This is a genomic window from Salinimonas chungwhensis DSM 16280, assembly GCF_000378185.1.
Taxonomy (GTDB): domain Bacteria; phylum Pseudomonadota; class Gammaproteobacteria; order Enterobacterales; family Alteromonadaceae; genus Alteromonas; species Alteromonas chungwhensis.
On the sequence record NZ_KB899376.1, the window covers coordinates 67318 to 90186 of the forward strand.

The following is a 22869-nucleotide window of genomic DNA, read 5'->3' on the forward strand; positions in this document are numbered from 1 at the left end:
ATTGGCATAAGAAGGAATTATGAAAAAAATATTCATTACGCTGACTGTTGTTATCATTGGTATTGTTGGTTATCTGGCATGGCTTTCTGACGAATCAGCCAGTGACAAACCGGTGCCAGTTATCACCGTTATGGATATTCTCAATGCCAGTGATTTGTCTGCCGGTGTCAAACAGGCGATAAAAAACGAAGAGCCTGATGAAGTGATGGAATGGCTGGAAAAAGGCCAGAATGTCGGCGAGGAGGCTGGTTTAAGCAAGCCTGATCTTGATTATCTTACCTCTGAACAAGCTAAAGATTATGTTGTTTTCAATGCCCGGCGTGAGCTGTTTAATGAAGGTTTTGAAAAACGCTACGCTGCACTTCAGCCGATTGCAGATTTAAAGAAACAGTATCCAGAGGCAAAAAGTCTGTTTGCCAAAGCTGACGCGATCATTGATAAGCGAGATGCAATAATTGAGCAGATTGCGCTGACATTGGCAGAAGGTAAGTCAGTTACCCAACAGCATCAGCAGGCGGCCCGGGAACTCTGGCAGCAGCGATATCAGTCGCGTCAAAATGATGGTAAGGTTCTGGATGATGCGGGCAGGTAATCGCCCAACTGAGAGTGAGTAACGTTAGCCAGTGGTGAGGGAGCACAGACTGTCGTTACTATAATTAAAGTGACAATAACCAGTTTAAAAAAAGTTTTGTCTGTTGATTATCGGTGAATGAAATAAAGTGGCGATTGGTGTTATCTGAATAGGCTACATTGTATTTATTGACCGAGATGTCAAAGATAGGTGGTGTAGCCAGAAATGAACTTTCTGTTTTAATAAAATTACTCGATATTGCGGTAGAATAGAAAAAGCCGGGTTAAACCCGGCTTTTAGAATGCTTTAAGCGGGGCAATTATGCAACAGTTACGTTACTTGCCTGAGGGCCTTTTTGACCTTGCTCAACAACAAAAGAAACAGTTTGACCTTCTGAAAGGGTTTTGAAGCCATCAGAAACAATTGAACGGAAATGTACGAAAACGTCTTTGCCGCCATTTTCTGGAGTGATAAAACCGAAACCTTTATCTTCGTTGAACCACTTTACTGTACCAGTTTCTTGATTAGACATGATGTCACCTTTTTTAATTTAAGATTTTTAAAAAATAATTCGTGCAATAGATAGAACTTAGCTAGTAACGCATATGTAAATCTAAAGCCGTCTTTTAAAAAAGGGGAATAGAGAAAAACCGTGCAGTAGTAGTAAAGTGCTTTAATATCTAAAGCCAGGAAAGAGTACAGCGAATCAGGCAGGCTGTCCAGCGTTTTTTTAAAAAAAAGTGAATATGAAATAAATATTCTCAAAACAGCCCACTTTAATTTTCACCATTAACGTTAGTTTTGACCTGTAGTTTCAGTGCCTTATTTGAGCCAGAGCAACCTTTCACTGGCTAAGTAGGACAAATGATATGGCAATTAAGATATCGCGTTGCAGATTCCGACTAAACGCTATGTGCAGACGCATATGGTGTGGACTGAGAGTCTAAAGTCATCTGAGAGGCGGTGCGAGTCGGGGGGGCAATTATTGTTTTGACCTATAAGCGTTTGATTAAACAACTGCGAGTATCCAACCCACCGCGACATTGCGAGGGTATAGAAACCGGCCTCAGAGGTGGTCTATGCCTGTTAATCGCTTGCCTCAGGCATATCGCCGGAAAACGTACTGACTTTGTTAAAAAGATTGTGCAGTCAGTCACAGATAATTCGATGCCAGAAGGGCATTGAATCAAAACTGTCCAATCTCCTCGGGGGCACAGTAGAGATTATACAATGTTTGAATAATTGCTCTCACCTCTGCGCTGGCCAGCGAATAATAAATTGTCTGAGCGTCTCGCCGGGTGTTGACTAATCCTTCCTTGCGCAAGACGCCCAGTTGTTGAGATAAACTGGACTGAGGTATCTGAATAATAGCATTAAGCTGGGTAACCGAGCGCTCGCCGTCGTTGAGTAAACATAACAGCATTAGCCGGTTTTTATTGGCCATAGCCCGTAGTAATTCAGCGGCATGCTCAGCGTTGCCCGCCATTTCATTCAGATTCATAAGATTACTGTGCTCGTTTTGCCCGATTGACACTAATCATACCAATCAATAAAGCAACGATGAACACTAATATTTCGGTTGAGCCTTGTGACAGGTTAGCGAGACCCGGACCAGGACAAATCCCGCTAAGGCCCCAGCCTACGCCAAACAATACCGCGCCTAAGAGTAAAGGGCCGTCAAGTTTCTTTTTCTGAGGCAGGTGACATGGTTCATTAAACAGCGTGCGTTGCGCCCGACGGACGTAAAACTGGTATATGGGCAGGTATACGGTCAGCGCACCACCCATGACAAAGGCCAATGTAGGGTCCCAGTTACCAAAAATATCCAGAAAAGCCAATACTTTCAGAGGATCTACCATGGTAGAGATAGTGAGTCCGGCGCCAAAGACTAGCCCGGCTATCAACGCAGTTATCATCTGTTTCATGTGTTTTCCTTAAAAGACATATCTGACAAGCGACACGGTCACTACGGCCGACGCCATGAAAATAAAAGTCGCAATCAGCGAGCGAAATGACAGTCGGGAGAGTCCGCAGATACCGTGCCCACTGGTGCATCCAGAGCCCAGACGTGTTCCAGCTCCTACCAGAACGCCTGCCAGCGTTAAGGTGAGAAGACTACCGGGGATTTTTTCAGGCAGTGTAAAACCCGCCTGCGCGGTTAGTAAAGGCGCGATGATCAGACCCGTTAAAAACGCCCAGCGCCAGCCACCTTCAGCCATTCTGGTGGTAAACGCTGAGGCGGTTATGCCGGAAATACCGGCGATTCGGCCATTGAAAAGCATCAGCAATATTGCTCCGGTGCCAATCAGCATGCCGCCGATAAAAGCCTGTACGAACATACTAGTTTGCATCAAAACACTCCTTTTGTTGTAAGCGGAATTTTTATATAGCGGTTGCCGTTATCTTCTGCCTCAGGTAATAACGCCCCCCATAAATTTACCTGCAACGATGGGTAAAGCAATTTAGGTGTGGCCAGCGTTGCATCCCGCCTTGTGCGTACCCGAATAAAGTCGTTTTCGTTCATATTCTGATTAACATGAATATTTTTGCGACGGCTGTTACCCACGGTAGTGTGCAATTTCACTGGTCGATTATCAGGCGGATAATCGTGGCAGACCCAGATAACAGTATTATCATCAAGCTCGTGAATACGTAAAATGCTGCGGTATAACTGCGCTGCATCGCCACCCGGGAAGTCGCAGCGTGCAGTGCCTACATCAGGCATAAATAACGTGTCACCCACAAAAATATTATTGCCGGCAATATAACTGACACTGTCTGATGTGTGGCCGGGTGTGGCCATAACCAGCAGACGCTCATCGCCCAGATAAAGTGAATCGCCATCCTTTACTAAAATATCGTAAAGCGCTGATAAATCATTTACCACAGGTTTGTTAAACTGCGCTGAAAAACGTTGCTGCACCTCGCCTATACCCTGACTTATCACTGTTTGTGCAGTGGTCTTCTGCTTCAGGTAGGCTGCTGCGCTGAGATGATCAGCATGGGCATGGGTGTCACAGATATAGTCGAGGTGTAAATTGTTGCTGTGAAGGTAGGCCAGTTGTTTATCAGCCAAAGTAGTGGATACCGCCCCCGAACTCACATCGAAATGTAGTACAGGATCGATGATAGCCGCTCTTAACGCGCTTTTATCATGGATCACATATGAGCCTGTCCCGGTGGTCTCATCATAAAATGTTTCGACATGAATCATAACTTTTATCCTTGCTAATGTCTGGCATAAAATTGTATATTCGTAATATACGAAATAAAGAGTGTGGTTGGCAAGCGTGACGTTAATATTAACTATTATAAGCGGCCTGATAATTGGCCTGAGTTTAGGTTTACTAGGGGCTGGGGGAGCGATACTGACTGTTCCCGCGCTTATTTATGTGGTGGGTATGACAGAAAAAGCTGCTATAGCTCATTCATTAATTGTTGTCGGTGTTATAGCGCTGGCCGGTACACTTTTCCATCTGCGTCGCGGCCAGCGCCAGTTGATACCCCGTGTGTTTAGCTTATTTGCGATCTCCAGTATTCCAGGCGCAGCGTTTGGCGCCTGGATCGGAGCGGTTATACCTTCTTACTGGCAGGTTTCTGTATTAGTTGTTCTTATGACATTGGCGGCTTATAAAATGATGACACCCTCTGTGTCTGCAGACGCTGACGAGCTCAGGCCGGTACGGCTGCTCGCCGTAGGTCTGGCCACCGGCGTACTTACCGGGCTGGTGGGAGTGGGGGGCGGTTTTCTGATTGTTCCGGCGTTAGTAATGTTTGCCGGCCTGACAATGGCCCAGGCTACGGCAACCAGTCTGGCACTGATCGTCACTAACACCAGTATGGCTGTGCTTACTCTCTTATTATTTGATAGCAGTGCTGAATGGCAATCCACAGTGTTGATAACGCTATGCAGTCTGGGAATCGCTGGCGTTATTGCTGGCCGCTTTCTCTCCGGCCGTGTTCCGGTAAATGTTACCCGACGCGTGTTTGCCTTTTGTCTGTTGATTATTGCGACAGTACTAAGCATTGACATGCTCACTCAGCTGCTTTAGGGAAAATCCAATGAAGTCTTTTCAACAGTTTGTCACCGATACCTGCGCAAGTATTAATGAGATTGATGTAGATACACTGGCGCAAAAGCTGCAACTTGCACATTTACTGATTGATATTCGCGAGCCGAATGAGTGGCAGCCGGGGATCATCGCGGGTGCGTATTGTTGTCCCAGGGGGATCCTGGAAAGCAAAATTGAAATGCTGCTTGACCGGCAAAAGAGCAATGCAGAGCATCCCTTGCCTGTATTTTTGTATTGTCGATCAGGCGCACGTTCTGCATTAGCGGCGCACTCCCTTCAGGCGATGGGTGTCACAGGCTGCTTTTCACTGCGTGGTGGTTTTCAGGCCTGGCAGCAGGCAGGTATGTCCTGCACTGCGGTTACGCCTGAACATGTGTGCTAATATCGGCAATGTTTGCGCTGGTAAGTTGCGCCAAATCGGCCAGTGTCAGACAGATATCCACGCCGCGTTTGCCGGCACTGATGTATACTACGTCCAATGCTCGTGCAGAGATATCGATAATAGTGGGAAAGCGCCGCCGCTGAGCCAGTGGGCTCACTGCACCGGGTAGATAGCCAGTCAGACGCTGAATAGCCTGGCGCGGTGCCATTGTGGCCTTTTTTACCCGCAAGCTAGCGGCCAGCTTTTTAGTATCAAGTTGGCGCGAAACAGGCACCAGTGCGATGACTACCCGCTCATCAGCAAGTTGGGTAACCAGCGTTTTAAAAATAAGATCTGGTGACAGTTCAAGTTTTCTGGCTGCTTCCTTGCCATAGTCTCGGGTGCTGGCCTGATGCCCAAAATCATGCACCGAAAAGCGCACATTCTGTTTTTCCAGTAACGCAATAGCCGGCGTCATTGCGACTCCGGCGTTAAGGTCAGCGAGCTGGTAATATTTCCTGGCAAGAGTGGTGTACTTTCGTTATTCGCATAATCCGCAAAACCTGTTTGATAAAAAGACGAAAGTGGGTGTCCTGACTGGCCGCCTGGCAGCGTTAAAATAGCGTTTTCCAGATGGCCTGGTTGTATAAAGAAGCGCTGAGAAGCCCCAAACGACGGGCTCTGTACTGCTGGCATAAAGGTATCACCAAAGCCTTGCACCGCTGGCATATTTAAGGCGCCTGCGAACATTTCAAGGGTAGCAGAAAAAGGGTGATTCACTTGCAGCTCATTAACATTACCCCAGCTCAGCGATGCCAGGGTAGCATCTGGTCCGGCGCTTTTTAGCAGTCGCGCCAGGGTTTGATCAAAAGTGGTTTGTCTAAGCTGTTGCCACGAGTCAGCCCCTGCAGGAAGCCAGCTATCTGGTTGCTCATTAAGCAGTCGCCAGATGGCTGGCTCGACCTGACGCAATAAGCCGGCGGGTTCAAACCCATGGGTTTCCAGTCTGGTAAATACGGGGGACAATAAGCGGTTAATCAGGTCGGCGCGAAATGCTTTAACCAGCGTGTAGCCCACTGAATCTGCACAGGCACAGGCTTGCCAGTTAGCTAAAGCCTCTAGTACCTCCTCATATTCAGCCGGCGACTGCTGTAAAGTACTCACCAGTAGCTTGTGCCAGGGCAACAGAAAACGTGCTTCATTATCCAACTGGATCGCATAGAAGTCTTGTTCATCAAAACGCGCTTTTGCCATTAAACGGTCTTTAATCTGGCTGGCCCGGGCGCCCAGCGCATAGCCACCATCACCGTAACGCTCAAGTTCCTGAGCTGAAATAACCCGGGCATTGGCCGTCCAGATACGCGGATACGCCGGTGAGCGGTAAACCGGCAAATCGTTAGCCGGCTGTTGCCAGCCTGATTTATCGACTGCTTCGGCAGCTATTGCTGCAGGGCTGGGGGTGAGGCGGGCGACGACGGCACCGGCAGGGCGCCAGGCAATTTTACCGGCAGCATCTGCAATTACCATGTTTTGCACGGGGATCCGGATGGTTCTGGCGATATCAAGTGCTTCTTCGGTGGTACTGGCGGTATCTAAATCCATGATATCTAAATTAACCGCAAAGCGCTCATGGGCGACCCATTTTAGTGCGAAGGCCTGCCCATCGATGATTCGAACCGGGCCATACTCGCTCATGGTCAGCGCAAGGTTATAGCTGTCGTCGGGCAACAGTATCTGTTCGTTAACCTGCCAGGTTTTATCATCTTCGCCAAGCGCTACCCAGTCCACATTATCCAGATTGGCATTCGTGAAGCCCCAGGCGATACTGCCATTGGTGCCTACCACCACCCCGGGTAACCCAGGCAGGGTGACGCCGGTCACCTGTACCCTGGAATTATCTCGCGTCGCGGTTACGGCGTAATTTAATTGGGCCCGGTACCAGATAATGGGGACACGTAATCCCAAATGCATATCATTGGCCAGCATGGCACTTTGCGTGCCGGTGAATGCCTTACTTACCGCCCAGTTATTACTGCCGATATCAGGCGGCGCTTGACCTTCCCACATTGCGGTTGCGGTGGCACTTAACGAAGGAATTGCTTTGGTGTAAGGTGGCAGTGTACTGCCATCCAATGCGGCCTGATACTGTGAAGGTGAATTAAGAAACGCCAGCATTTCCTGACCAAAATGGCGGATAACGCCGGTACGAGCCAGATCAAGCTTTACCTGGCCCAACTGCAAATCCATGTACATGCTGAATACTACCAGCAAACTGTCTTCAGGCGTCCAGGGCTGGGGGTCGAAAAAGGTGATCCAGTATTCAAACGGTCGACTTGCAGCGCGTTCCAGGGCCAGATTGACGCCATCAGCATAACGCTGGAGCAAACTGCGCTGATCCTGCGTAAGGTCGGCTAAAATCAGTTGAGCGCGCTTACGAAACTGATGAAAACGGGCTCGCTTATCAACTTCAAGGGCACGTTCACCCAGCCATTGTGATAACTCGCCGGCCGCCGCCCGTCGTTGTAAATCCATTTGGAAAAAACGGTCCTGACCATGTGCAAACCCTAATGCGAACACCGCATCACTGCGTGAGTCGGCATGTATAACAGCCTGGCCGAGGGTATCTCTGCTTACTGAGACCTCTGCGCTCAAACCATCGGCCTGTATGGTGCCTTCCAGTTGAGGTAAACTTTGATTGAGCACAAAAAATACTGAGCTACCCGCCACCAGCCCTAAAATCAAGAGGCTGATAAACAACCATTTAATCCAATTTAGCACGTGAGTTACTCCTTGTTTTTCTCTATCCTATCGGGTATCAGGCGTTAATTGAAGAATAAACCATCAGGAGTCTGCATGGGGCCACTTATGCTCGACTGTGCATCGTACGAACTAAGCGCAGAAGAACAAGAAATACTACGTCATCCCATGGTGGGTGGGGTGATACTATTCAGCCGGAATTATCATGACAAACAGCAGTTGCGTGCGCTTGTTGAGGCTATTCGTAATGCAGCGGGTCGTTCTCTGCTTATAGGTGTGGACCACGAAGGCGGTCGTGTCCAGCGCTTTCGGCAGGGCTTCACAACGCTGCCCGCCATGGGGCAAATCCACCGGATCAGCGCTGATAAAGCGGCGTCTGCCGAACTGGCGCAAGCCTGTGGGCATATCCTCGCGTATGAACTTAAGCAGATGGATATTGATCTGAGTTTTGGCCCCGTGCTGGACTTGGACCGGGCTTCTGCTGTTATCGGCGATCGTGGCTTTTCCAGTGACTGTGAAACGGTGACGTTACTGGCTCAAAGTCTTGTCAGCGCCATGCACTACCAGGGGATGCCAGCCACCGGTAAACATTTTCCCGGTCATGGCAGTGTTGAGCCTGACTCTCATATTGCTCTGCCCGTGGATGACAGGCCCCTGGAACTCATCCAGAGTCTTGACATGGCACCCTTCAAAGCACTTCTGCCGTTACTTGATGCTGTGATGCCGGCCCATGTGATTTATACTCAGGCAGACACTCAGCCAGCAGGCTTCTCGTCGTTCTGGTTGCAGGATGTTTTGCGCCAATCGCTGGCCTTCGACGGGGTGGTATTTTCAGATGATTTATCCATGCACGGTGCTGCGGTAGCCGGCAATTATACCGAGCGGGCTAAGGCGGCGCTGGCAGCCGGGTGTGACATGGTACTGGCTTGTAATAACCCGTTGGGCGCGATGCATATTCTGGATAATTTGCAGCAATATACCACTGAGAATGGCAGATTGACTGCATTGCATCACCGTAAGCCTGGTCATGCCACACACGCCCGTTATCAGCAAGCAAAACAGATTTTAAGCGGCTATGCAGATAAGCTATAAATGGGTGGTGCTGAGCGCCGCAGCCAGCGTTATTTCATGGCAGGGTTTAGCGCTGGGCGGACTCACCAGTGAACAGGCACTGACGGGGGCGTTAACAGTTCTTGTGGCCATGTTATGGATCACTGAGGCGCTGCCCATTGCGCTGACTGCCTTGATTCCCTTTGTCGCTTTTCCGATGGCAGGAGTACTGAGTTTTAATGACGCCGCCAGTGCGCTTGGCAGCCACGTTATTCTTCTATTGATGGGCGCTTTTATGCTGTCTAAGTCATTAGAAAAATCGGGTGTGCACAAGCGTCTGGCGGTATATATGATCAAACTCACAGGCGCCGGCAGTGCACGGCGTCTGGTCATTGCCTTTATGCTCACCTCGGCATTACTGAGTATGTGGATATCTAATACAGCAACGGCCCTGATGCTGTTACCGATTGCCATGGCGATAATAAATGCGATGCAGTCACCACGCCTGGCGGTGGCGCTGCTGTTGGGTATCGCCTATGCGGCCAGCGTTGGAGGAATAGGGACACCTATAGGCACACCACCCAATATTATTTTTATGAGCGTTTATACCCAAACCACGGGTGAGCAAATTAGCTTTTTGAACTGGATGAGTACCGCGATACCAATTGTAATGGTTGGTATTCCGCTTATGGCACTGTGGCTGACGCGAAGCACCGGTCCCATGCCTAGTATTCAGTTACCTGAGGTGGGGGCGTGGCAAAGCGCTGAGCGCCGTGTGCTGATCACCTTTGGCTGTATTGCGCTGGCGTGGGTTTTCAGGCCTTACTGGACAAGCTGGCTGAATATGCCACAGGTCGGTGACAGCACCATTGCGATTGGTGGTGTAATTCTGATGTGTCTGATCCCTGATGGTAATCGCAACAAACCGGGTCAGATACTTGACTGGGACACCGCGGTTCAGATTCCCTGGGGCTTGCTGTTGGTGTATGCCGGCGGTATTTGCCTGGCTGGTGCATTTACACAATCGGGATTAAGCCAGTTACTGGGTGAAGCGTTTAGTCAGGTCGGCGTTTTTCCGCTAATAGGCGTTATTTTTGTCCTCTGCCTTGTGGTGAGTTTTGTTACCGAAGTCACTTCTAACACCGCCACGGCAACGTTACTGATGCCTATTCTGGCCAGTGCAGCGGTAGCGCTTGAGGTTGATCCTCTGGTGTTAATGATGCCCGCTGCAATCAGCGCCAGTTGCGCATTTATGATGCCTGTCGCTACGCCTACTAATACCATTGTCTATAGCAGTGGTGAGCTCACCGTAAAGCAAATGGCCCGAGAGGGGGCCGTGCTGAATGTGATAATGGCTGTGATCGTTACCGCAGGTGTTGCCCTGACGCGATTTTAGCTTCGCGTGGGTACGCTAACGTCGGTTACTCCAGCCTGCTGATTGAGGTACCGTGCCAGCACAAAAAAGTAATCCGACAGCCGGTTAATATATGCCAGCGCGGCAGGGGTGACATCGTGATGAGAGGCTAAGTGCACCAACGTGCGCTCGGCGCGGCGGCATATTGTCCGACAGACATGGGCCTGCGCCGCTGGCTGACTACCGCCGGGCAAAATGAAGTGAGTTTGCGCCGGTAATTCTTCGGTCAGGCTATCAATCTGCTGTTCAATAAAACTCACATCCTGTTCACTCAAAGAGGAGGTGGCGGAAATCGCATAACCCAGCTGAAACAGGTGTTGTTGGATTGTTTGCAGTATTTCATCACAGGCTGGCGAGAGACTGATGAGCACACCTACGTGGCTATTCAGCTCGTCAATATCGCCATAGGTAGCCAGAATGTCATCATCTTTATTCACCCTGACAGGCTTATCGGCATAAATGCGGGTCTGGCCCTTATCACCACCACGAGTATAAATTTTCACGTTAAATTCCTTCCGGTACTTTAAATCGTCTGATTTTTACCACCATACCAAACAAGGGATGATCGAAATAATGAAGCTGTTTGCTAATTACCCTACGCACTTGATGAAAGGGTACTGCCACTAGCTCATACTCTGGCTGGGTGGCGTCAGACGCGGCTAACGGTACTGGCTGTCGATAAAACAACCTGGAGTCTATATGCAGGTAAGGCACTTGATTGATATTTTTCAGATATACCTTCAAATAACCATCCATTTGCCAGATCGGACCTTGCTGTTGTTCGTTCTGCAACGAAGATAGCGTGTTGGCCTGATTCGTAACCCCTGCATCGGTGCGCGCTGACATCATTTGTTCAAACGGCACCGGCTCGGGCCGATTCAGACGCGCCTGTAATACAGACCAAGAGTCTGCAGACGATACATCGGCCTCGGGGTCTTTATTCGGTTGTCTGCTTCCACTGGTTTGTAGAACCTCAGCACGGGCTGTTCCTGAATGTGTAAACTGCTTGCTGTAATCCTTACCCGCAAAAATACGTACTGAAGGCGCTTTATCCTGACCAAATACAACTGGTTGACGCCACGTTAGATGCAATAAGCGGGTAAGCCCGCGGGTTTGACGAATTTGCTGAGATAATTTCGTCAGTTCATTGCTTTGTGAACTCAGAATATGCGCAGTACCGTCAAATTCATCATAGCCTTGTGGTTCAATCGGAATGTGATCCGGAAAGGGCAGGCTATTGTCGGGTTGATGCACGTGCCACTGGTTGTTCTGCCAGCTTATCCACGGTTGCGAGGGTTCACAGTAACGCGTTTCAGGAATCTCAATAGCGGTACTGTCCGGGCCGTGAAATGCAAGCCACAAACGCGCTATTTCTGACGGTGTAAGAGACTTTTCCTGTTCTGTCGATGCTAACTGGTCAAAAGATGAATCGGAGGTGGCACTGGCCTGAGATTGCGTTAATTCATCATTTTCTTCAGGTTCAAAGTCTGCCAGGTCGAACGTAGGCCGGTAGCCGGTAATCTTCGGCAGAGACGTTTTTTCTACCCAAACTGGAGATGTTGGGGTATCACAGGCGGGGAGCGTTTGTTTGAGCAAACCAATATCCGGCTGAAATAACGCGCCGAGTAAATCCCAGTTTGCGCTCACCGTCCCCAGCGCAGGGGCCCGCTCGAATTCTTCCTGTAATCCTTCTACCGACTGACCGCGATCAAAAAGAATCACTTCAATATCAAACCACCAGTCCTGTTGTGCCTGCGCGTTTGCTGAGACAACCAGAGTCAATGCTGCGAACAGCCCGGCAAATAACATTCTCATTTAGCGTGTCTCCCTGGCAAAGTCGCTTAAGATGCCTTCTATTAACGCAATACGGTCTTTCGCTGAATCTGTTTTGCTGACAATTTTCAGTTTTTGACTTCCTTCAAATTTAAATGTCTCAGGTTTGGTTTGTACTAATTTAATAATGTAGCCAGGATCTACGGCAGTGTCCTGTTTAAAATCAAGGGTTCCGCCGCTAGCTGACAAATCGATTTTTACTATGCCCAGGGAATGGGCAATAAGTTTCAGTTGAGCAATTTTTACCAGGTTCTTAGCTGCATCAGGCAGTAAGCCGAACCGGTCGATCAGAGCCACCTGAAACTCATCGATTTCAGCCTGAGTTTTACAGCTGGCCAGTTGTTTGTACAGCGAAAGCCGGGTATTGACATCAGCAATATAATCTTCAGGCAACAGGGCCGGGATGCGTAGTTCCACATCGGTCTGGCCCGCAAGACTTTCATCCAGCGATGGCTCACGTCCTTCTTTAAGCGCAGTGACTGCCTGATCCAACATATCCATATACAGAGTGAAGCCGATTGAGGCAATCTGACCAGATTGATCATCGCCTAACAGTTCACCGGCTCCCCGGATTTCCAGGTCGTGGGTAGCCAGCGCAAATCCGGCCCCCAGATCCTCAAGATTGGAGATAGCTTCCAGACGTTTCGCAGCATCGCGGGTCATTCGTTTTGGATGCGGCGTGAGCAGATAGGCATACGCCTGATGATGCGAACGTCCTACCCGGCCGCGAAGCTGATGCAGCTGTGCCAAGCCCAGATGATCGGCCCGGTCCATAATAATCGTATTGGCGGTCGGTACATCAATACCAGTTTCAATGATGGTGGTACACACCAGCACATTATATCGCTGGTGGTAAAAGTCGCTCATGATAGACTCAAGCTCGCGCTCACGCATCTGGCCATGCCCGATGGCCACACGAGCCTCAGGAACGATTTCGGCCACTTCCTCGGCGGTACGCTCTATCGTTTCGACTTCATTGTGCAAAAAGTACACCTGACCACCGCGCAGAATTTCGCGCATGATGGCCTCGCGGATAACAGGTTTGTTGCGTTGCTGAACAAAGGTTTTAATTGATAAACGTTTGGCCGGTGCAGTAGCGATAATCGACAGATCACGCATCCCTGACAGTGACATATTTAAGGTACGGGGAATCGGCGTAGCGGTTAACGTAAGGATGTCCACATCGGCGCGCAGCGCTTTGAATTTTTCTTTCTGACGCACCCCGAAACGATGCTCCTCATCAATGATCACCAGACCCAAATCATCAAACTTGATATCATCGTTCAATAACTTGTGGGTACCGACTACAATGTCCACCTGGCCATTACTGATCCCCTCAACCACTGACTTTTGTGACTTTCCGCTGACAAAGCGGCTGATGACCTGAATATTAAAAGGCCATTGCGCAAATCTGTCACGGAAGTTTTCATAGTGTTGTTGTGCTAACAGGGTGGTGGGAACCAGAATCGCCACTTGCTTACCCTGATTGGCTGCCAGAAATGCAGCGCGCATAGCAACCTCTGTCTTACCAAAACCGACGTCGCCGCACACCAGTCTGTCCATAGCCTGCGGACTGCCCATATCCTGAATAACCGCATTGATGGCTTGTTGCTGGTCGGCGGTTTCCTCAAACGGAAAGCTATTGGCAAACGTCTGATACTCTTCCCACTCAATGGGATAGGCAAAGCCAGGATTTGCCGCGCGTTTGGCATAGACATCCAGTAATTCGGCCGCGACATCGCGAACCCGCTCAGCGGCTTTTTGCTTAGCCTTACTCCAGGCATCAGAACCCAGTGAATGTAACGGCGCGTGATCAACATCACCGCCTGTGTACCGGGAAATATAATGTAACGAAGAGACAGGTACATACAATTTTGACTTCTTGGCGTATTCAATACATACGTATTCTGTGGCAACGCCCCCGGCATCCAGCGTCTGTAGACCAATATAACGCCCTACGCCATGATCAAGGTGAACTACCGGCTGACCCACAGATAACTCAGCCAGATTGCGGATAATGGCACTTTCATCTGTGGTAGAGCGCTTTTCCCTTAGTCGGCGCTGACTGACCTTATAGCCGAGTAATTCTGTTTCAGTGATAATAAACAGATGGCTGTCATGACTTTTCCAGCTAAAGCTGTTTTCCACCATGCCAATAGCAATACCCATACTGGCATCACTGCGGCAAAAGTCATCAAACGATGTAAACTGGCCCGGCCGTATATTGCTTTTACCAAGAATCTCCAGCAGGTTTTCACGGCGTCCTGGCGATTCTGCGATAAACAGCGTACGCCCATGCGTAGCGGTCACATTATCCAGCGTAGCCAGCAGCGCTTCAGCTTGCTGTTTCTTCTGCGGATTAAGCGCGATCTCTGTGAGTTTCTCACAAGGTGCGTTGTGCTGGCCGGCTTTTTCCTCCAGAACCTCTTCTTTTAGCGATAAACGCGGCCACTGCTTAATTTGTTCAAACAGTGTGTTAAGCGGTAAGAAAAGCTCATCAGGTTTTAATAACGGTCGGGCGAGATTATAGCGATGCTGTTCATAACGTTCATTGACATCCCGCCAGAAAAAATCGGCTGCTTGCTGCAAATCACCGTGCAAAATTAAGGTGGTATGGGGATGCAGGTAATCAAACAGAGTAGCAGTGTGTTCAAAAAACAATGGCAGGTAATATTCCACACCCGCGGGCATGGTGTTTTTGCTGACCTGCGCAAACACTGACTCATTAGCCTGACTGGCATCAAACCGGTCGAGAAATTGTTGCCTGAAAAGAGAAATCGCCGCTTTATCGGTGGGAAACTCTCTGGCCGGCAACAGTCTTATTTCACTGACTTCATCGGCGGAGCGCTGCGTTTCCGGGTCAAAATAGCGAATGCTTTCAATTTCATCGTCAAACAAATCAAGACGAAAAGGCCGTTCACTGCCCATGGGAAACAAGTCAATGACAGAACCGCGTACCGAAAACTCACTATGGCTCATAACCTGACTGACATGCAGGTAGCCTGCTTGCTCTAAGTTGCGGCGAAATTGTTCCCGGTCAAGAGTTTGCCCCTGATTTAGCATCAACAGATATTTATTGAGATAGTCCACTGGTGCCAGGCGTTGCATCAGTGTATTTACCGGAACAATGAACAGTCCATGCCGCTGTGAGGAAAAGTGATAGAGGGTTTCAAGCCGCTGGGAAATAATATCCTGATGAGGCGAAAACATATCGTAGGGCAGGGTTTCCCAATCCGGAAACAGGGTAATCTGCGTATCGCCGGAGGGCAGAAAAAACGCGATCTCCTGTTGAAGTTTTAATGCCGAGGGGGTATCTGCAGTTAACAGAACAACCGGCCCCTGACTTTCTTCAAATGCTTTGGCTATAGCCAGCGCACGACTACTGCCCTGTAAATGCCCCCATTGCTGGTGGTCCTGGACGCGCCCTTCGGATTTTGATTTAGGTAGTGGCAGGGTGGTTTGTTTTACTGTCATAGCACCTGATACTTAACGAGTTGGGTAGGCCAGTTGACTCAAGCCAGCATTTACTGGTCCTGTCCTCTGGCTTGCGCGCGTTTTCGCAACTGCAATGTTTGCAAATGCAGACTTGCCCGGACCAACAGTTCCTGGTCCTTTTCGCGAATACGGGTAAAAATAAAAGATATATGGTAATCATCCTCATTCTGCTGACAAGTAATAACTTCGCCATAACAGAAAATAGCTGCGGCTTCTTCAGTCAAAAACAGCTTTATCTGAACAATAGTACCGATTTCAAGTGGCGATGGGTAATTGACCACAACGCCACCGCCACCAAATTTAATGGTTAAAAAGCGGTGTTCAGGTTCATCCTGCTGATGGAGGATATAAGACATCATCAGGTCAATCTTCTTTGACTGATGATTAAGATAATCGGCCAGTGCGGAAGCATGCTCACTGATTCCGCGCAGGGGGCGTAAAGCGGCGGCGTCCAGCGCCGACATTTCTGCGGCAATGCGAAACGCATAGGGCATGGTATCTTCTAATTCAGACTGGTGGGGCAGTACCTCATCAGCGCCAAGCGGTTTAATGTTTACCTTCAACTCGTGACTGATGACAAAAAACTCATCGAACTGGGCCTTTTTTTCTTCCAGCGATAATGTGTCCATATTGTTACCACCTAATTCTTGTACGACCATGCGCTTGCACGTAGACTATATACTCAGTATATCAGTATTTTTGCTAAACCGGTTATGACCCGCAGCGTGGTATTGCCAGGTAACTGATAGCAATTATCCGAAAGAACCTGGCGACGCTTCTTAACAATCAAGTTGAATAAGCCATCTTGCCTCAATTCGATCAACTGACGGACCGATATGTTTCATCCGATATCTGCCTTTATCGCCTGGCGCTATTCCACTGCCAGCAAGCAAAACAGCTTTGTTTCTTTTATTAATCGTTTTTCTGTAGCCGGTATAGCGCTTGGTTTAATGGCCCTGATTGTCGTGGTTTCAGTAATGAATGGTTTTGAAGCCCAGCTTAAGTCCCGCATCCTGGGATTGGTGCCGCATATTGTGGTAGCGCACGATGAAGGCGTCAGTCAGCAAACGCTGGCAAGATTGAATAATGTTAAAAAAGTCACGCCATTTTTGGAAGCACAGGGCGTATTACAATCTCGCAATGGTTTACGGGGCATCCAAATCCAGGGCGTGGTCGCCGCCGATATGCAGCAGAGCATTTTAGCAGATAATATGCAGCTGGGTCAGATTGACACATTGACCCAGGGTAGCTTCAGGGTGGTAATCAGCAAAGCGTTAGGGCGTCAGTTACAGATTGGCGTGGGGGACAAAGTACGGCTGCTGATGGCTGGCGCCAGTGTCTACACGCCATTTGGCCGGTTACCGAGTCAGCGCCTGGTCACTGTTGCCGGGGTCCATAATGTGGGCTCCCGGTTAGACGAAAAGTTTGTTTTTATGCCTGTTGATGATTTAAAACGAATGATGCGTAAATCAACGCAAAGCCCCGCTGATTATCGTTTGTTTCTAAACGAACCCTTTGCTTATCAGAGTACTGTGGCGCAGCTTGACCAGGCAAAGCTTAGCAGTGAAAACTGGCGCACCCGTCAAGGGCCTTTGTTTGATGCAGTCAAAATGGAAGGCAATATGATGTTTTTAATGTTAGTGCTTATTATTGCGGTAGCAGCATTTAATATCGTATCGGCCCTGGTAATGGTAGTAAGTGAAAAACAAGGTGATATTGCCATCTTACAGACTCAGGGGCTGGGCCAGTATAAACTGATGACTATCTTTATGCTAAACGGTGTCTTTAATGGCGTGCGTGGCGCAGCCATAGGGCTGGTGCTTGGCGTGGTCGTCGCTCTGACGCTTAATGACATGCTTGAGTGGCTGGGCGTCTCACTTGCTCTGTCGGCAGATGGCACTGCGGTGCCGGTGGATATTCGTTGGCCACAGGTGGCTACCTATACGCTGTTGTCATTGGGCTTGTGCTTTATCGCAAGTTTGTATCCGGCTTACCGCGCGATGCAAACCCAACCGGCTACCGCATTGCAAAATGAATGATCCCGGGCCGGGCATGGATAAAGTTTGGTGATGCAAGTGCCGCTCAAATTACTTATAATCCCCGTCCTTTCAATTTTGGGGCGGGAAGTCGCATGAAAAAGAATTTTATTACGTCGCAGTCTTTAATACAGGATTCCTTTCGTCTGGCAGCAAAAGTCTATGCGGACGATTTTCGCCCGGATTTTATTGTTGGCATTTGGCGCGGTGGCGCACCTATCGGTATTACTGTACAGGAGTTTTTTGAATTCAAAGACAGTCCGACTGATCATATTGCAGTAAGAACCTCGTCATACTATGGCATCAACAAACAAGCGAAAGAGATCCGTGTACACGGGTTGCACTACCTGGTAGAAAATGCCAATGCTAACGATAAGCTACTGATTGTCGACGATGTGTTTGATTCAGGGCGCAGCGTGGATGCATTAATCAACCAGATTAATACCCTTATGCGACTGAATACTCCGTCTGATATCCGTATTGCCTGCCCCTGGTATAAGCCGCAAAATAATAAAACCGATATTGTTCCGGATTATTATATTAATCAGTCTGACGAGTGGTTGGTTTTTCCTCACGAGGTTGCTGGCCTGAGCGAAGAAGAAATTCGCGAAGGTAAATCTGAACTTGCTGACGTGATGGATATTTTATTTAAGTAAGCTGTTATAACACATCAAGCCGGTAGCCATTTTAGCGTGACTACCGGCTTTTTTTTTCTTTATCATCCATCCGGCTCTATATCTATGATTTTTAAGTAATATAATAATATTATTTGCAGCTTTTCAAATTGCCAGTAGCCAGTCCTGTTAGTTGAATATCATTCTACCCCCCCGTCTCTGCGTACGCCTTATATCACCAAAATGGGCTTACCCGCGTTTCTGTAAAAATAATGTTATTGGGTGTTTACTTTTCAATCACAATTAGAGAGACTTTAATAGTATTACAATAATACCTAATGATTGAGGGAGATACCCATGGGTTTACAATGTTTAACAAATAACACCACACAAAAATGTCTTATTGCCGGCAGCCTGTTGCTTGCACTAAATACACAGACAGTGAATGCAGATCTCATCAACACAGACTTTTCATCAGGATTTTCCGGATGGGAAGCTGAAGTTATCAGCTACAACTACGACTCTGATGCCGATGTGACCAATGCCGGCGAGATTTTTAGCCAGTATGCCGACAATTTTATGCTGGGTGATAACCAGGTCACACTGGCAACATCATCCGATGCTCAAAATGATTACTGGTCTGTGAGCATGTTTCAGGAGGCTCTGCTTGCTCCCGATGCTCAGACGTTGTCACTTGATGTTAGTGCCTCACTAACTGATGCAGCGACGGATCTGTTTTTTGTCCAGCTGCGTGACCTTTCCTCTGACGATATTATCGATTTATCCGCAGGTGGCTCCTTTGATATCAGTTCCTGGGCCGGTGAAATGGTGAGTCTTGAATTTGGTGTAATGGACTATGACTTCATACCCGCTGACAGTCTTACGGTAAGCAATATCAGTCTGGCCGCAGCAGAAGTACCCGCGCCGGCTACCGGACTACTACTAGCGTTAGGTGCAGTGGCGGCTGTCAGAAGAAAAATAGCTCGCTAGTTTTTATCACAAAGCCAGTTGAGTTGTCGGCTTTTGTCACTTTTTTCAGGAGTTTTTGAAAATGAAAAATTTGTCTTTCCAGACATTTCGCAACCGGCTGGTGCCTGCCACATCACAGTTAAGTGCCATTGCGCTAGCCAGTTTATTAGCACCGTCGGCATATGCACAATGGGAGAAGGTCGAGAGCGCCACAATAGAGCAAGCCAAACCAGTTTATGTACGTGGCAGCGGTTTTTACTCTGATAATACCATTCGTCTTGAAACCGATTTAGCGGGTGCCGAGCAAATACGTTTGGTGGTAACAGATAGCAGCCATGAGGTAAACAATGCAGATGGGATGACGCAAGAGGGTCATCCTTATTTTAAAGTTAATGATGTCACTGAAGCTATTCGAATCCGCTTCGCCATGCAACGTGCCCGTCTTAACTACTCCTCTGCACTTTACGCCTTTGTTGAAGAGGGCGCTCCGGACCCAACGGTTGATGCACCGATCAGTTTTGATAATGCCAGTGTCCACGATCCTTCAGTTATTCGTCTGGACAGCGGAGAATACTATGTATTTGGATCACACCTGGCAGCAGCCAGAAGTGACGATTTGGTAAACTGGTATTCCGTGGCGGGCGATGGTGTCGAAGATAGCCCCTTTTTCGATACCTATGAGGAAGAAGCTGCCGAAGGGATAGCATGGTCTGGCGGTACCGTCGGTTCCTGGGCGGCAGATGTTATCCAGTTGGAAGATGATAACTATTATTTTTACTATAACCATTGTGCTTCGGTAGATACCGGACTGTGTGATGCCTCTCGCTCTTATATGGGAGTTGCTGTTTCTGACAATATCGAGGGCCCCTATGAAGATCGGGGGCTGTTTTTACGGTCCGGTCATATTGGCGATGAGAACCCGGCCATAAACGGCGAAAATTATAATGGTAATTACCATCCTAATGCCATTGACCCTGATGTTTTCTACGGCAGAGAGGGCCGGTTATGGATGGTTTACGGTTCTTATTCGGGTGGTATTTTCGTGCTCGAGATGGATCCCGCTACAGGTTTTCCTTTGGAAGGGCAGGGCTTTGGCACCAAAATCATGGGGGGCTTCTACAGTGCCATAGAAGGACCTTATATGTTGTATAGCCCTGAATCGGATTACTACTATCTTTTTACCTCGTTTGGCGGCTACGAGCAAAATGATGGCTATAATATGCGTATAGCCCGCTCCAGAAGCCCCAAAGGTCCGTTTGTGGATGCCGAGGGCCAGGATATGATAGGGGCCAGTGGTGGCTGGTCAAACATTGAGCCTTACGGTGTCAAGCTAATGGGCGGTTACTTGTTTGACGTCCAGCCGGGTGAACCTGGCAGCGATAATGGCTATATGGCACCCGGCCATAATTCAGCTTACTACGACCCTGATACAGAAAATCATTACGTAATTTTCCACACACGTTTTCCTGACCGCGGGGAAGGTCATGAAATTCGTGTCCATGAGATGTTTATCAACGAGGATGACTGGCTTGTCGCCTCACCGCACAGATATGTTCCGGTGCAAGGTGAAAATATTGTCGATGAAAACGACATTCAGGGCACTTACCGGTTTGTAAATCATGAAAAAGATATCAATCGTGAGCCGAAAGTTTCTTCCTACATGCGTTTACAAAGTGACGGAACGATAGCGGGCGATTTCAGTGGTGAATATAGACTTCACGATGGCAATCAGATTACTCTGATGGTCGATGATCTGGGGACTTTTGAAGGCGTCGCGGCCTGGCAGTTTAATGATAATATTCAACAGCTGGTGCCCACTTTCACTGCCCTTGGCGAGTCTGGCGCGTCGGTATGGGGAACACAAATACCGGCAATGAGTACCAGTGAAGCGGTAGCAGCGACCAGTAATGATTTGATTATTCCGTCTAGTGCCAGTAGCTCAATCGTATTACCTGAGACCGGGGCGATGGGCGCGTCAATCTCCTGGACATCAAGTAATGAGTCAGTGATTAGTACAGACGGTGAGGTAATCCGTCCGGCACCTGGAGAGGAAGATGCAACGGTTACGCTGACCGCGACGATAGAGCTAAATGGCGAATCAGTAACTCGCACCTACACTGTCAGTGTTGCGGCGCGAAAACCGTATAACCGGGTTGCGTTCTATCGGTTTGAAAGTGATTTATCCGACTCGTTGAATTATCAGCCCGCCGGCACTGCGACGGGAGCGACTCCGGACAACCTTGGCGGTAGTGTAGAATACGCACAAGGCCAGTACCAACAGAGTTTGTGGCTGGACGGTGAAAGTGGTGTACGTCTGCCTGATGGCCTTATCGATAATAACGCCTATACAGTCTCGTTGTGGTTGAATCCCGCACAGCTGTCACAGTTTTCTCCGGCATTTTTCGGTGCTGCAAGTACTGACAACTGGATAAGTCTGGTGCCCTGGAGCTGGGACGATAACACTATGTTGTGGCGGGGTAGCGTCGCCTGGTACGATGCATCTGCAGGCTTCCGAATCCCTACCGATACATGGAGTCACGTAGCTTTTAGTGTCAATAACGGCGATATCAACTTGTATATTAACGGTGAGCAGGCGTACAGCGGGACCAACTTCAACGATGTATTTACCGGTGCGCAGGGAACCTTTACGCTGGGCGTAAACTATTGGGACACGCCGTATAACGGGTTGATCGATGAAGTAGCAGTGTATGATGATGCTCTGTCTCAGACCGAAATTGTAGCGCTGGATATTGAACGCCAGTCACCCCGGCAGATGTTGACGACTGTCACCGAGGCATTGAGCCTGGGTAACAATCTCAATGCTGTGAAGACTGACCTTCACTTGCCGGTAACCGGTATGTTTGCGTCATCAATCAGCTGGTCTTCGTCTCACCCGGAGATTATCAGTACCAGCGGTAACGTTACCCGACCCGGTGAAGAGGCATCAGATGCAGAGGTCACCCTGACCGCAACGATTGTGCTCGATGGCGAACAAATGACCCGCGAGTTTACTGTTACTGTACGCTCCCTGGGGCCGGTTTCACCGGTTGCAGAATTCAATTTCGATACGCTTACACTAGAAGATGCTACGGGTAATTTTGGCTCGGGCACCGATATAGGCGCATTGATAGGCGAAGCCGGAGATAGCCCGTCATATACAGGGGGGGTAAACAGCATGGGGTTGATGCTGGATGGTCAATCGGGTGTGCGCTTACCAGATAATCTGATAACCAGTGATACATACAGTGTCTCTGTATGGCTTAACCCTACCGAGTTAACCATGTTCACCTCGGCACTGTTTGGCTATGCCAATGCCGATAGTTGGGTAAGTCTGGTTCCAAGAGGGCATGGAGGCGTGTCTGAAAATTCTATGGTCTGGTCCGGCACACAGTGGTATGACGCTGCCATGGGGACGCAAATTCCGATTAATACCTGGTCTCATATCGTGTATGTGGTAGAGGACGGAATGCTAGAGGTTTATCTCAACGGATCGCAGGTATTTGCTGGTAATGAGTTTCCGGATATCTTCAGTAATCAGCAGAGCACCGGATTTAGTATCGGCGTCAACTTCTGGGACACGCCGTATCACGGTATTGTTGATGAGCTTAAAATTTATGACGAAGCTATTTCAGCTGCGGATATCATTCAACTGTATACCGGGGTTCAGAATTAAACCTTCGATACTACAAACTTAAA

General features: G+C 48.7%; 20 protein-coding genes. 9 read left to right on the plus strand and 11 right to left on the minus strand.

The window, feature by feature from the left end:
• Positions 1-19 precede the first annotated feature (19 nt).
• On the plus strand, positions 20-592 hold the full coding sequence (locus F458_RS18810) for a hypothetical protein (RefSeq protein WP_018981381.1): 573 nt from the start codon (positions 20-22) through the stop codon (positions 590-592).
• 298 nt (positions 593-890) lie between these two features.
• Here the strand turns inward: F458_RS18810 and cspE are convergent, their stop codons facing one another.
• From cspE to F458_RS0100395, 5 genes are all read right to left on the minus strand, one after another.
• Positions 891-1103 carry a transcription antiterminator/RNA stability regulator CspE gene (gene cspE / locus F458_RS0100375; protein ID WP_018981382.1) on the minus strand — a complete coding sequence of 71 codons (213 nt, stop codon included), beginning with the start codon at positions 1101-1103 and terminating at the stop codon, positions 891-893.
• Between the two features lie 654 nt (positions 1104-1757).
• A complete protein-coding gene (locus tag F458_RS0100380) occupies positions 1758-2072 on the minus strand; it encodes an ArsR/SmtB family transcription factor (RefSeq protein WP_018981383.1) in 315 nt (104 codons plus the stop codon).
• 4 nt (positions 2073-2076) lie between these two features.
• Positions 2077-2496: a YeeE/YedE family protein gene (locus F458_RS0100385; protein WP_018981384.1), complete on the minus strand. Its 420-nt coding sequence runs from the start codon at positions 2494-2496 to the stop codon at positions 2077-2079.
• A 9-nt stretch (positions 2497-2505) separates the two neighbouring features.
• On the minus strand, positions 2506-2922 hold the full coding sequence (locus F458_RS0100390) for a YeeE/YedE family protein (protein WP_018981385.1): 417 nt from the start codon (positions 2920-2922) through the stop codon (positions 2506-2508).
• Positions 2922-3785 carry an MBL fold metallo-hydrolase gene (locus F458_RS0100395; protein ID WP_018981386.1) on the minus strand — a complete coding sequence of 288 codons (864 nt, stop codon included), beginning with the start codon at positions 3783-3785 and terminating at the stop codon, positions 2922-2924. Before F458_RS0100395 ends, F458_RS0100390 begins: the two co-directional genes overlap by 1 nt.
• Positions 3786-3861: 76 nt before the next feature.
• Between F458_RS0100395 and F458_RS0100400 the strand changes: the two genes are divergently transcribed.
• Together F458_RS0100400 and F458_RS0100405 are read left to right on the plus strand one after the other, a co-directional pair.
• On the plus strand, positions 3862-4623 hold the full coding sequence (locus F458_RS0100400; protein ID WP_169334817.1) for a sulfite exporter TauE/SafE family protein: 762 nt from the start codon (positions 3862-3864) through the stop codon (positions 4621-4623).
• Between the two features lie 10 nt (positions 4624-4633).
• The gene (locus tag F458_RS0100405) at positions 4634-5026 is read left to right on the plus strand and encodes a rhodanese-like domain-containing protein (protein WP_018981388.1); all 393 of its coding nucleotides are present in this window, start codon (positions 4634-4636) and stop codon (positions 5024-5026) included.
• Here F458_RS0100405 and ybaK read toward each other — a convergent pair.
• The gene (gene ybaK, locus F458_RS0100410; RefSeq protein ID WP_018981389.1) at positions 5004-5483 is read right to left on the minus strand and encodes a Cys-tRNA(Pro) deacylase; all 480 of its coding nucleotides are present in this window, start codon (positions 5481-5483) and stop codon (positions 5004-5006) included. The genes F458_RS0100405 and ybaK overlap by 23 nt on opposite strands.
• Positions 5480-7783, minus strand: coding sequence for a penicillin acylase family protein (locus F458_RS0100415; RefSeq protein ID WP_018981390.1), 2304 nt, complete (start codon positions 7781-7783; stop codon positions 5480-5482). The genes ybaK and F458_RS0100415 overlap by 4 nt, the downstream gene beginning before the upstream one ends.
• A 75-nt stretch (positions 7784-7858) precedes the next feature.
• Between F458_RS0100415 and nagZ the strand changes: the two genes are divergently transcribed.
• Positions 7859-8854, plus strand: a complete 996-nt coding sequence (nagZ, locus tag F458_RS0100420) for a beta-N-acetylhexosaminidase (protein ID WP_018981391.1) — start codon at positions 7859-7861, stop codon at positions 8852-8854.
• Positions 8838-10208: an SLC13 family permease gene (locus tag F458_RS0100425; RefSeq protein WP_018981392.1), complete on the plus strand. Its 1371-nt coding sequence runs from the start codon at positions 8838-8840 to the stop codon at positions 10206-10208. Before nagZ ends, F458_RS0100425 begins: the two co-directional genes overlap by 17 nt.
• On the opposite strand, the gene F458_RS0100430 is transcribed toward F458_RS0100425, so the two are convergent.
• Genes F458_RS0100430 through F458_RS0100445 form a run of 4 tightly spaced genes read right to left on the minus strand, consistent with a single transcriptional unit; the run spans position 10205 to position 16183 of the window.
• Positions 10205-10729 carry a cob(I)yrinic acid a,c-diamide adenosyltransferase gene (locus tag F458_RS0100430; protein WP_018981393.1) on the minus strand — a complete coding sequence of 175 codons (525 nt, stop codon included), beginning with the start codon at positions 10727-10729 and terminating at the stop codon, positions 10205-10207. The genes F458_RS0100425 and F458_RS0100430 overlap by 4 nt on opposite strands.
• A gap of 1 nt (position 10730) precedes the next feature.
• Positions 10731-12041: a CsiV family protein gene (locus F458_RS0100435; RefSeq protein ID WP_018981394.1), complete on the minus strand. Its 1311-nt coding sequence runs from the start codon at positions 12039-12041 to the stop codon at positions 10731-10733.
• Positions 12042-15533 carry a transcription-repair coupling factor gene (mfd, locus tag F458_RS0100440; protein WP_018981395.1) on the minus strand — a complete coding sequence of 1164 codons (3492 nt, stop codon included), beginning with the start codon at positions 15531-15533 and terminating at the stop codon, positions 12042-12044.
• Between the two features lie 50 nt (positions 15534-15583).
• Complete coding sequence (locus F458_RS0100445) at positions 15584-16183, minus strand: PilZ domain-containing protein (protein ID WP_026294382.1); 600 nt, start codon at positions 16181-16183, stop codon at positions 15584-15586.
• A gap of 207 nt (positions 16184-16390) precedes the next feature.
• Here F458_RS0100445 and F458_RS0100450 point away from each other — a divergent pair, with 207 nt between their 5' ends.
• The 4 genes from F458_RS0100450 to F458_RS0100465 all read left to right on the plus strand — a co-directional run bounded on the left by F458_RS0100450 (position 16391) and on the right by F458_RS0100465 (position 22846).
• On the plus strand, positions 16391-17593 hold the full coding sequence (locus F458_RS0100450; RefSeq protein WP_018981397.1) for a lipoprotein-releasing ABC transporter permease subunit: 1203 nt from the start codon (positions 16391-16393) through the stop codon (positions 17591-17593).
• 92 nt (positions 17594-17685) lie between these two features.
• Entirely contained in the window at positions 17686-18246 is a 561-nt protein-coding gene (locus F458_RS0100455) for a phosphoribosyltransferase (RefSeq protein WP_026294383.1), read from the plus strand.
• A 315-nt stretch (positions 18247-18561) separates the two neighbouring features.
• Positions 18562-19194 carry a hypothetical protein gene (locus tag F458_RS0100460; protein ID WP_018981399.1) on the plus strand — a complete coding sequence of 211 codons (633 nt, stop codon included), beginning with the start codon at positions 18562-18564 and terminating at the stop codon, positions 19192-19194.
• A gap of 61 nt (positions 19195-19255) precedes the next feature.
• The gene (locus F458_RS0100465) at positions 19256-22846 is read left to right on the plus strand and encodes a LamG-like jellyroll fold domain-containing protein (protein WP_018981400.1); all 3591 of its coding nucleotides are present in this window, start codon (positions 19256-19258) and stop codon (positions 22844-22846) included.
• Positions 22847-22869: the final 23 nt, after the last annotated feature.